This is a genomic window from Actinomadura sp. CNU-125, assembly GCF_001942465.1.
Lineage (GTDB): Bacteria > Actinomycetota > Actinomycetes > Streptosporangiales > Streptosporangiaceae > Spirillospora.
The window spans coordinates 1-10587 of sequence record NZ_MKJY01000184.1; the positions used below are offsets into that span (position 1 = coordinate 1).

6 protein-coding genes and 2 pseudogenes are annotated in these 10587 nt (G+C 74.3%); 4 read left to right on the top strand and 4 right to left on the bottom strand.

Annotated features, from left to right (window positions below):
- Positions 1-186 precede the first annotated feature (186 nt).
- On the top strand, positions 187-3276 hold the full coding sequence (locus BJF79_RS21540; protein WP_083733641.1) for an FAD-binding and (Fe-S)-binding domain-containing protein: 3090 nt from the start codon (positions 187-189) through the stop codon (positions 3274-3276).
- Between the two features lie 43 nt (positions 3277-3319).
- Here the strand turns inward: BJF79_RS21540 and BJF79_RS21545 are convergent, their stop codons facing one another.
- The 4 genes from BJF79_RS21545 to BJF79_RS21555 all read right to left on the bottom strand — a co-directional run bounded on the left by BJF79_RS21545 (position 3320) and on the right by BJF79_RS21555 (position 6661).
- Positions 3320-4375, bottom strand: a complete 1056-nt coding sequence (locus BJF79_RS21545) for an NAD-dependent protein deacetylase (protein WP_083733642.1) — start codon at positions 4373-4375, stop codon at positions 3320-3322.
- A 106-nt stretch (positions 4376-4481) separates the two neighbouring features.
- Positions 4482-4769: a helix-turn-helix domain-containing protein gene (locus BJF79_RS51230; RefSeq protein ID WP_083733643.1), complete on the bottom strand. Its 288-nt coding sequence runs from the start codon at positions 4767-4769 to the stop codon at positions 4482-4484.
- Positions 4733-5710, bottom strand: a complete 978-nt coding sequence (locus BJF79_RS21550; RefSeq protein ID WP_083733644.1) for a hypothetical protein — start codon at positions 5708-5710, stop codon at positions 4733-4735. Before BJF79_RS21550 ends, BJF79_RS51230 begins: the two co-directional genes overlap by 37 nt.
- Positions 5711-6289: 579 nt before the next feature.
- Positions 6290-6661 carry a hypothetical protein gene (locus BJF79_RS21555; protein ID WP_075899969.1) on the bottom strand — a complete coding sequence of 124 codons (372 nt, stop codon included), beginning with the start codon at positions 6659-6661 and terminating at the stop codon, positions 6290-6292.
- A 191-nt stretch (positions 6662-6852) separates the two neighbouring features.
- Here BJF79_RS21555 and nirB point away from each other — a divergent pair, with 191 nt between their 5' ends.
- The 3 genes and pseudogenes from nirB to BJF79_RS60985 all read left to right on the top strand — a co-directional run.
- Complete coding sequence (nirB, locus tag BJF79_RS21560) at positions 6853-9366, top strand: nitrite reductase large subunit NirB (RefSeq protein WP_075899977.1); 2514 nt, start codon at positions 6853-6855, stop codon at positions 9364-9366.
- Positions 9367-9425: 59 nt separating this feature from the next.
- Positions 9426-10253, top strand: a pseudogene (locus BJF79_RS51235) (NAD(P)/FAD-dependent oxidoreductase); the annotation flags it as partial.
- A 162-nt stretch (positions 10254-10415) separates the two neighbouring features.
- Positions 10416-10587, top strand: a pseudogene (locus BJF79_RS60985) (NAD(P)/FAD-dependent oxidoreductase); the annotation flags it as partial.

The following is a 10587-nucleotide window of genomic DNA, read 5'->3' on the forward strand; positions in this document are numbered from 1 at the left end:
GCACTCGGGGTGCACCAGCACGTTCACGCCGGGGCCGCGCGCGCGCACGTCGTTCTCCGAGGAGTCGCGTCCGGCAGCGGCAGCTGCGCGGCAACATTCCGCAGGCGTTCGTGCACGCGCCGCTGCTGGAGTCCGCCACCCGCCTCGCCCGCGATTGAACCGCAACGGGCGGGTACCCCGACGGTCATGGCTGCATCGGTGGAACGCGCCGCGCGGGGAAAGCGCGCACGGCGCGAACAGAAAGGACGCACCGGACGCGACGGGGACACGGCCACCGGGGACGGGCGCGCCGCGCTGCGGCGGGCGCTCGCCGGGCGGGTCGACGGCGAGGTCCGGTTCGACGCCGGGTCCCGCGCCGTCTACGCCCACGACTCCTCCAACTACCGGCAGCCGCCCATCGGCGTGGTCGTCCCCCGCACGATCGACGCGGGCGCCGAGGCCGTCCGCGTCTGCGCCGAGCACGACGTCCCCGTCCTGTCGCGCGGCGGCGGCACCAGCCTGGCCGGGCAGTGCTGCAACGAAGCGGTCGTCATCGACTGGTCCAAATACTGCACCCGCCTCGAATCCGTCGACCCCGGCGCCCGCACCGCGATCGTCGAGCCCGGCGCGTGCCTGGACGACCTCAACGGCGAACTGTCCCCCCACGGCCTCATGGTCGGCCCGCGACCCTCCACCCACGACACCTGCACCGTCGGCGGGATGGTCGGCAACAACTCCTGCGGCGCGTCCGCGCAGGCGTACGGCAAGATGGTCGACTCGGTGCTGCGCCTCGAGATCCTCACCTACGACGGACTGCGCACGTGGGTCGGGCCCACCTCCGACGAGGAGTACGCCCGCGTCCTGGCGGCGGGCGGCCGTCGCGCCGAGATCTACCGGGCGCTGCGGAAACTGCGCGACGACGGCATGGAGAAGATCCGCACCCGCTACCCCGACATCCCCCGCCGCGTGTCCGGCTACAACCTCGACTCGCTCCTGCCGGAGAACGGCTTCGACGTCGCCCGCGCCCTCGTCGGGTCCGAATCGACCCTCGTCACCGTCCTGCGCGCCGAGATCCGGCTGTTCCCCGTCCCGGCCCACCAGTCGCTGGTCGTCCTCGGCTACGACGACGTCTGCGATGCGGGAGAGGCGGTCAAGCGGGTACTGCCGTTCGAGCCGCTGGCGCTCGAAGGAATGGACGACACCCTCCTGCGGCTCGCGAAGGAAGACCGCCTCGCCGGGCCCGAGGTCCTCGCCGACATGCCCGAAGGGTCCGGCTGGCTCATGGTCCGGTTCGGCGGCGACACCGAGGAGGAGGCCGACGAGCGCGGCCGCGCGCTCGTCGACGCCATGCGCGAAGCGCCCCTCGAGCCCCGCCGCGCGTTCCTGCGCGACCCCGCCATCGAACAGCGGCTGTGGCGGGTCCGCGAGGCCGGGCTCGGCGCCACCGCCTACCCGAGGGGACGGCCCGACACCCACGAAGGCTGGGAGGACGCCGCCGTCCCGCCCGGACGGCTCGGCGACTACCTGCGCGACTTCCGCGGCCTGATCCGCGAATTCGGCTACGACCCCGTCTCCCTCTACGGGCACTTCGGGCAGGGCTGCGTCCACACCCGCATCCCGTTCGACCTGGAGGACGGCCGCGGCGTCGGACGGTACCGCGAGTTCGTCGAACGGGCCGCGCGGCTCGTCGCGTCCTACGGCGGGTCGCTGTCGGGCGAGCACGGCGACGGGCAGGCCCGCGGCGAACTCCTGCCGATCATGTTCGGCGACGACGTCGTCGCGCTGTTCGGCCGCCTCAAGGCGATCTTCGACCCCGGCGGCCGGATGAACCCCGGCAAGATCGTCGACCCGTACCGGCTCGACGAGAACCTCGACCGCCTCGGCTACCACCCGGACGAACCCGCCACCGCGTTCGCCTACCCGGGCGACCGCCACCGGTTCGCCCACGCCGCCGCCCGCTGCGTCGGCATCGGCAAATGCCGCGCCTCGTCCGGCGGCGTCATGTGCCCCAGCTACCGCGTCACCGGCGAAGAGGAACACTCCACCCGCGGCCGCGCCCGCATGCTCATGGAGATGATGCGCGGCATGCGGAACGTCCCCGGCGGGAAACCCGCCGGACCCGGAGGGGCGATCCCCGACCCGGCCGCGCCCGGCCCCGGCGGCGCCGTCGTCATCACCGACGGCTGGCGGTCGAAGGACGTCCTGGACTCCCTCGACCTGTGCCTGGCCTGCAAGGGCTGCAAGAGCGACTGCCCCGTCGACGTCGACATGGCCACCTACAAGGCCGAGTTCCTCCACCACCACTACGCCCGCCGCCCGCGGCCCGCCGCGCACTACACGATGGGCTGGCTGCCGCTGTGGGCCCGGCTCGCCGCCGCCGCGCCCCGCGCCGTCAACACCGCCCTCGCCGTCCCCGGCGCCGAACGCGCCGCCAAACTCGCCGGCGGCATCGCGGCGGAACGGACGATCCCGCGGTTCGCCGCCCAGCGGTTCACCGACTGGTTCAAGCAGCGCGAACCCGGCGACGCCCCCGAAAGCGGACGCCGCGTCGTGCTGTGGCTCGACACCTTCACCAACAACTTCCACCCGCACATCGGCCGCGCCGCCGTCCGCGTCCTCGAAGCGGCCGGATACAAGGTCGAGGTCCCGCCCGTCGCGCTGTGCTGCGGCCTCACCTGGATCTCCACCGGCCAGCTCGACGTCGCGTCCCGCGTCCTGCGCCGCACCGTGCGGGCCCTCGCGCCCCGCCTCCGCGAAGGCGTCCCCGTCGTCGGCCTCGAACCGTCCTGCACCGCCGTGTTCCGCTCCGACGCGCCCGACCTGATGGCGGGCGACGCCGTCGAGGACGACGTCGCGCGGCTCCGCGACCAGACCCGCACGTTCGCCGAACTGCTCGACGAGCACCAGGAGGAGACCGGCGGCGCCGCGCCGCTCGCCCCCCGCGACGGACGCGACGGCCCGGACGTCCGCGCGATCGCGCAGCCGCACTGCCACCAGCACGCGATCATGGGGTTCGACGCCGACCGGCGCGTCCTCGACCGCGCCGGCGTCCGCACCGACACCCTCGACGTCGGATGCTGCGGCCTCGCCGGGAACTTCGGCTTCGAACGCGGCCACCACGAAGTGTCCGCCGCCGTCGCCGAACAGGGCGTGTGGCCCGCCGTCCGCGCCGCCGATCCCGGCACGACCGTCCTGGCCGACGGGTTCTCCTGCCGGACCCAGATCGAGGCCGGCACGCAGGCCCGCCCCCGCCACCTGGCCGAACTCCTCGCCGACCTGCTGCCGCCGCCCGCCTGACCGATCACCTCCGGGGCGTTCGGCGTGGCGTCACGGCGCCGCGTCACGGCGCCGCGGACGGACCGGGAAGCTCGCCCAGCAGCGCGCCGAGCGTCTCGCCCAGCGGAGCGTCCAGGGTCACCAGCGCGTCCCCGTCGCCCCGCGTCGGGCCCCGGTTCACGATCCCGACCGGGATCCCGTCCCGGGCCGCGCGCCGCACGAACCGGTACCCCGACATCACCGTCAGCGACGACCCCAGCACCAGCAGCGCCCCGGCCCGCCCCGTCAGCGCGAAGCAGTCCGCGACCCGCGCGGGCGGCACGTTCTCCCCGAAGAACACCACGTCCGGCTTCAGCGGCCCGCCGCACCGGTCGCAGCCCACCACCCGGAACGCGTCGACCGCCCGGTCGTCCAGCTCCGCGTCGCCGTCCGGATTGACCGAACCGTCCTGGCCGTGCAGGCCCGGATGATCGCCCGCGCTCCCGCCCGACGGCTCCCCGAACCCCGGATTGGCCGCACGCAACCGCGCGTCCAGATAGCCCCGGGGCGTGCGCGCCCCGCACGCCAGGCACACCACCCGGTCCAGCGAACCGTGCAGCTCGATCACCCCGGCCGCCCCGGCCGCCCCGTGCAGCCCGTCCACGTTCTGCGTGATGATCCCCGCCAGCAGGCCCCGGCGCTGCAGCTCCGCGACCGCCAGATGCCCCGCGTTGGGCCGCGCCGCCTTGATGTGCCGCCACCCCAGATGGCTGCGCGCCCAGTACCGGCGGCGCGCCTCCGCGCTGCCGGTGAACGCCTGGTAGGTCATCGGGTCGCCCCGCCGCCTGCTCAGCCCCGTCTCTCCGCGATAGTCCGGGATGCCCGACTCGGTGGAGATGCCGGCGCCGCTCAGCACCACGACGTCCCCGTCCGAGACGAGGTCCGCCAGAGCGCGCAGCCCGGCCCCCCGCTCCACAACCTGCGTCACCCCTCCATGGTGCCCGACGCGGACGCGTGCCCGTGCTCGCCCGGCGATCCCCGCCGCGGCCGGTCCGCCGCCGTCCACGGACACCGGGCGAGAACGTCCCGCGCCCCGGCAGCGGGCCGCGAGACCGTCCGCGTCGAACGCGTCACGGATCATCGCCCCGCGGTCCGTCGGGCGCCGCAGTCGCGGTGAACACCGTGACGCGGGCGTCCGGGAACGCGCCCTTCGATGAGCGCGGCGACGCCCACCGGACGCGGCGCGGTCAGGCGGGGGGATCCGGGACGGCGGCCGGGGTCAGCCGCAGCATCGAGTTGAGCGCGATCATCGTGGCGAGCTTGGTGTCCGGCGCCGCCGGCTCGCCGCCGAACATCTCGTGGATCACCCGGATCCGGTACCGCACCGTCTGCGGATGGATGTGCAGCTGCCGTCCGGTGACGACCGCGTTGCCGCCGCTGTTGAAGTACGTCAGCAGCGTCTCCGCGAGCATCTCCCGGCGCGGCGACGGCTGCTCCATCAGCGGCCGCAGGTACTGCGGCGCCGCCGCCTCCACCAGTCCCGCGCCTCCGCGGTGATCAGCGTCGCGAGATGGTCGCAGCAGCGGACCGTCCCGCCGTCGGGCAGCACCCCCGCACCGGCCAGCGCGACGGCCCGCCGCGCCCACCGCAGCGACACCGCGCCGCGGTCCACCGGGACGGTCGGGCCGACCGCCCCCGGGCAGGCGTCGGCCAGCGCCGCCATCAGCCGTTCCTGACCCGGGCCGTCCGGGTCGGGCACCACCAGATACGGGTCGTCGCCCGACCAGTCCGCCAGCACCGTCGGGGGGACGAGCCGGGCGGTGCCGCCCACCGGCCCGCGCAGCGCCACCGCGCAGATCGTCTCGGGGGCCGTCCAGTCCGCGGCCTTCGCCAGCTCCCGGATCGCCTCCCGCCCGATCGGCGGGTCGGCGACCAGGACGTCGCGGAGCCGCCCGCGGGCCCGCTCACGCCGCGTCGCCAGCTCCTCGCGCGTCGAGGCGTACCCCTCCGCGGCGGCGTCGACGAGGATGGCCAGCAGCCCGAAATGCGACTCGGTGAGCATCGACAGCGTCTCCTGCGACCAGCCGAAGTCGTAGGCGTGGCTGATGAACCGGCGGCAGGTGATCTGGCTGCTGAGCCGCAGCGCCGCCTCCATGTTGTCCAGGCCGTGCCCGTCGGACGCCTCGCGGGCGCCGATGTGCGCGTACAGGTCCGTCAGCGGCGTCCAGTCCGGCGCCGGATCGTCGACCGCGTCGACGAAGCCGCGGACCGTCGTCGAGATCGTCCGGACCATCCGCCGGCCCTGGACGCTGTCGGCGGGGTGGGCGTACGCGGGGAGCTGCCGGCGGATCTCCCCGGCGATCTCCTCGACGACCGAGTCGAGATGCGGGCGGAGCAGGTCGCCGACGCGGAGCTGCGGGGGACGGCACGGGAACGGGGAGCGGGTTCTTCGAACTGACAGGGGCGGGGAGGCCACGAGTTCTCCTTGGGATCGGAAACGCACCTGGCTTTCGAACTCGCCAGTCTCGCCTCTCCCGCCGCGAGATCAAGGGATGCCGGAAATACGTGTGTGGCCGCACACCCGGATTGGGCGGCGGCAACGGAATGCAGTGTTTTTTCGTCACGAAATGAGCAATTGGAGCGTTCCCGTACGAGGGCGGCGGACAAGGCCGGGTCGAGTTCGGTGGACCGCCGACAAAACGACAGGGCGATTCCGGGCGCCGCCGACCGCGCCGTGATGCGCGCCGCCGACCCGACCAGGCGTGACCTTACTGCGTAAAGCCACGGGCCGGGCGCGATACGGCCCGCCCTCCGGCCGAGCCCGCGCACGGTCCGGGCGGGTCCGGGCATCGGTCGGCGGGCCCGCTGACCGTCCGGCGGCCCTCGTGCGCCTGGCGGCGCCCGGCCCGCTCGCCGGGACCGCGCACTCCCTTGCGGGGCGCGCATCGCCCGGCCGGGCCGTGCGTCGGCCGTCCGGGGGGCGTGGACCGTACGGGCGGGTCTTGCCCGCCGATCCCGCCGATCCCGCCGATCTCGGCGGGTGGGTCGCTTCGGGTCAGCGGTCGTCGTCGCGGCCCGGGTTCTCCAGGCGGAAGAAATTGCTCTGGGCGCCGTCCTTCTTGTGCTCCTGGTAGACGAAGTTCAACTCCCGCTCGTCGAACGTGCGGAACCAGTCGTCCCAGGAGATGTGCTCCAGGTTCTCGCCGCCGTACCCGGGGAAGTCGAGGCGGAGCCTCCCCGGGCGGCCCCCGTAGTCGCTGCCGGGCACGGTCGACGGCTCGGCGCCCCGTTCGCCGGCCCACTGCCGGATGACCTGGTGGTCGGTGGTGACGAGGCTCTTGCCGGGACGCTCCTCGTGCTCGTCCACCGAGGTCACTTCCTGCTCGTAGCGATGCTCGCCCCGGATCGGGTGGTTCGACTCGCCCATGTCGGGCTCCCCCTTCGAGTCGTTCGGCTGTCGCGGAGTGTGCTGCCCCGTCCGTCCCGGGAGTAACGGACGATCGCCGGGGACGGACGTTACGGGCCCGTGTCGGCGGGACGCGCGCGGTGAGGGGCAGTTAACGCACAGGTGACATCCGGGACCTGCCCGGGTAATACGGCGGTCAGATGATCGTCGGCATGGGAGCCGACAACGAAAACGTCCGGCGGCTCGTCGTGGTCGGCCACGGTCCGGCCGCGCACCGCCTGGTGGAGGTCCTGCGCGAGCGCGACGCCGCCGGGACGTGGCACGTGACCGTCATCGGCGAGGAGAGCCGGACCGCCTACGACCGGGTGGCGCTGACCACGCACCTGGAGGGCGCCGACCTCGCGTACCCGCCGCACGGCGACGAGGTCGCGGTGCGCGCCGGGGAGCGGGTCACCGGGATCGACCGCGCGGCCCGGACCGTCGCCACCGACGCCGGTCACGAGGTGCCCTACGACGCGCTGGTCCTGGCGACCGGTTCCGCGCCGTTCGTCCCGCCCGTGCCGGGCGCCGACCTGCCCGGCGTGTTCGTCTACCGGACGATCGACGACCTCGACGCGATCCGCGACTACGCGCGGGGACGGACGAGCGGCGCGGTCGTCGGCGGCGGGCTGCTGGGCCTCGAAGCGGCCCGCGCGGTGCAGGGCCTCGGGCTGCGCAGCAGCGTGGTCGAGGTCGCGCCGTGGCTGATGCCGCGCCAGCTCGACGAGGGCGGCGGCGCGATGCTGCGCCGCCACATCGAGTCCCTCGGGTTGGACGTGCGGGCGGGCACCCCGATGAGCGCGCTGGAGGCGGGCCCGGACGGCGCCGTCGCGAGCGTCCGGATGGCCGACGGCGCCGTGCTGGACGCCGGGCTCGTGGTGTTCTCCGCCGGGATCAGGCCCCGCGACGAACTGGCCCGCGGCTGCGGCCTGCCGGTGGGGGAGCGCGGCGGGATCGTCGTGGACGCCGGCTGCCGCACCGAGGACCCCGCGATCTTCGCGATCGGGGAGTGCGCCCTCGTCGACGGCGTCGTGTACGGGCTGGTCGCGCCCTGCTTCGCGATGGCCGAGATCGTCGCCGGACGGCTGGCGCAGGACGCCGACGCGGTGTTCGAGGGCGCCGACCCGTCCACGAAGCTGAAGCTGATGGGCGTGGACGTCGCCAGCTTCGGCGACCCGTTCGCCGACCGGGCCGACGGGGCGCTCGGGGTCACCTACACCGACCCCGTCGCCCGCGTCTACAAGAAGATCATCGTCAGCGACGACGCGCGCACGCTGCTGGGCGGCGTGCTGGTCGGCGACGCCGAGTCCTACGCGGCGCTGCGCGCCCAGGTCGGCGGCGCGCTGCCCGGCACCCCCGACCAGGTCCTGTTCGGCGGCACCGAGGCCGCGGGCGGCGACCTGCCCGGCGCCACCGTCGTGTGCTCCTGCAACAACGTCACCGCCGAGACGATCCGCTGCGCCGTCTCCGAGCGGTCGCTGACCGACCTCGGCGAGGTCAAGGCGTGCACGCGCGCCGGGACGAGCTGCGGGTCGTGCGTCCCGCTGGTGAAGAAACTCCTGGACGCCGAGCTGACCGCGGCGGGCGTCGAGGTCAGCAAGGCGATCTGCGAGCACTTCGACCACAGCCGCGCCGAGCTGTTCGACATCATCCGGGCGAGCGGCATCGCCAGCTTCACCCGCCTCGTCGAGGAGCACGGGCGGGGCCGCGGCTGCGACATCTGCAAGCCCGCCGTCGCTTCCATCCTCGCCAGCCTCGGCAACGGCCACATCCTCGAAGGCGAGCAGGCCGCGCTGCAGGACACCAACGACCACTTCCTCGCCAACCTGCAGAAGAACGGCACGTACTCGGTCGTCCCGCGCGTCCCCGGCGGCGAGATCACCCCCGAGAAGCTGATCGTGATCGGCGAGGTCGCCCGCGACTTCGGCCTCTACACCAAGATCACCGGCGGGCAGCGGATCGACCTGTTCGGCGCCCGCGTCGAGCAGCTCCCGCGGATCTGGCGGCGGCTCGTCGACGCCGGGTTCGAATCCGGGCACGCCTACGGCAAGTCGCTGCGGACGGTGAAGTCGTGCGTCGGGTCGACCTGGTGCCGCTACGGCGTGCAGGACTCGGTCGCCATGGCCATCCGGCTCGAACTGCGCTACCGCGGGCTGCGCGCCCCGCACAAACTGAAGTCGGCCGTGTCCGGCTGCGCCCGCGAATGCGCCGAGGCGCAGAGCAAGGACTTCGGGATCATCGCCACCGAGAACGGCTGGAACCTCTACGTCGCCGGGAACGGCGGCATGCGGCCCCGGCACGCCGACCTGCTCGCGAGCGACCTGTCCGACGACGGGCTGATCACCGCCATCGACCGGTTCCTGATGTTCTACATCCGCACCGCCGACCGGCTGCAGCGCACCGCGAGCTGGCTGGAGGACCTGGACGGCGGCCTGGACTACCTCCGGGAGGTCGTCATGGAGGACCGCCTCGGCATCTGCGCCGAACTCGACGCCGCCATGGAACGGCACGTCGACGCCTACTCCGACGAGTGGGGCGACGTGCTGGACGACCCCGAGCGGCTCCGCCGGTTCGTCTCGTTCGTCAACGCGCCCGAGACGCCCGACCCCAGCATCGAGTTCGAGGTCGAGCGGGAGCAGATCAAGCCGCTGCTGCAGATCGGCGCCCCCGAGGCGGTGGGACGATGACCCGCGCGAACGGCTCCTCGGCGGGCGGCCCGCGCAACGTCGTGGTCGTCGGGAACGGCATGGCCGGATCCCGGTTCGTCGGCGAGCTGCGCGACCGCGACCCGTCCGTCCCGGTCACCGTGTTCGGCGCGGAACCGCAGCGCCCCTACAACCGGGTGCTGCTGTCGAACGTCCTCGCCGGGGCCGCCGACCCCGAGCACATCGCGCTCGTCGACGCCGCCTGGTACGCCGCGCACGGCGTCGACGCCCGGCTCGGCGTCGAGGTCACCCGCATCGACCGCGCCGCCCGCACCGTGCACGCGTCCGACGGGACCGTCACCCCGTACGGCACGCTGGTCCTGGCCACCGGCAGCACCGCGTTCGTCCCGCCGATGCCCGGCCTCGCCGAGGGGATGCCGCGCGGCGCCCTGGCGTTCCGCACCCTGGACGACTGCCGCCGCATCAGCGGAGCTCGCCGGACGCCGCGCGCCGCGCCGTGGTGATCGGCGGCGGGCTGCTCGGCATCGAGGCCGCGCGCGGGCTCGCCGGCCGCGGGCCTCGACGTCACCGTCCTGCACCTGGCCGGGCACCTGATGGAACGGCAGCTCGACCCCGCCGCGGGCCGGGTCCTGGCCCGGACGCTCGCCGGGCTGGGCGTCGGGTCCCGCGTCGGCGTCGGCGTCACCGGCGTGCGCACGTCCGGGACGGGCGGCGACCGCAGGGTCACCGGCGTGGAGCTGGACGCGGACGGCGCGGCCGAGACGATCGACGCGGACCTGGTCGTCGTCGCGTGCGGCGTCCGTCCCGAGACCGCGCTCGCCCGCGCCGCGGGCCTCGCCGTCGGCCGCGGCGTGATCGTCGACGACGAGCTGCGCTCGGTCGCTGACCCGTCGGTGCGGGCCATCGGGGAGTGCTCCGAGCACCGCGACGAGGTGTACGGGCTGGTCGCGCCCGCCTGGGAGCAGGCCGGGATCCTCGCCGGGCTGCTCGCGGGCACCGACCCCGGCGCCCGCTTCACCGGCGCCCGGCAGATCACCCGGCTGAAGGCCGCCGGGATCGAGCTGGCGTCGATGGGGGAGACGCACTTCGGCGACGAGGACGACGGCGTCGAGGTCGTCCGGTTCACCGACGTCTCCCGCGGCACCTACAAGAAGGCGATCATCCGCGACGGGCGGCTGATCGGCGCGATCCTGCTCGGCGAGACCGCCGCCGCCGGGAACCTCACCCAGCTCTACGACCGCG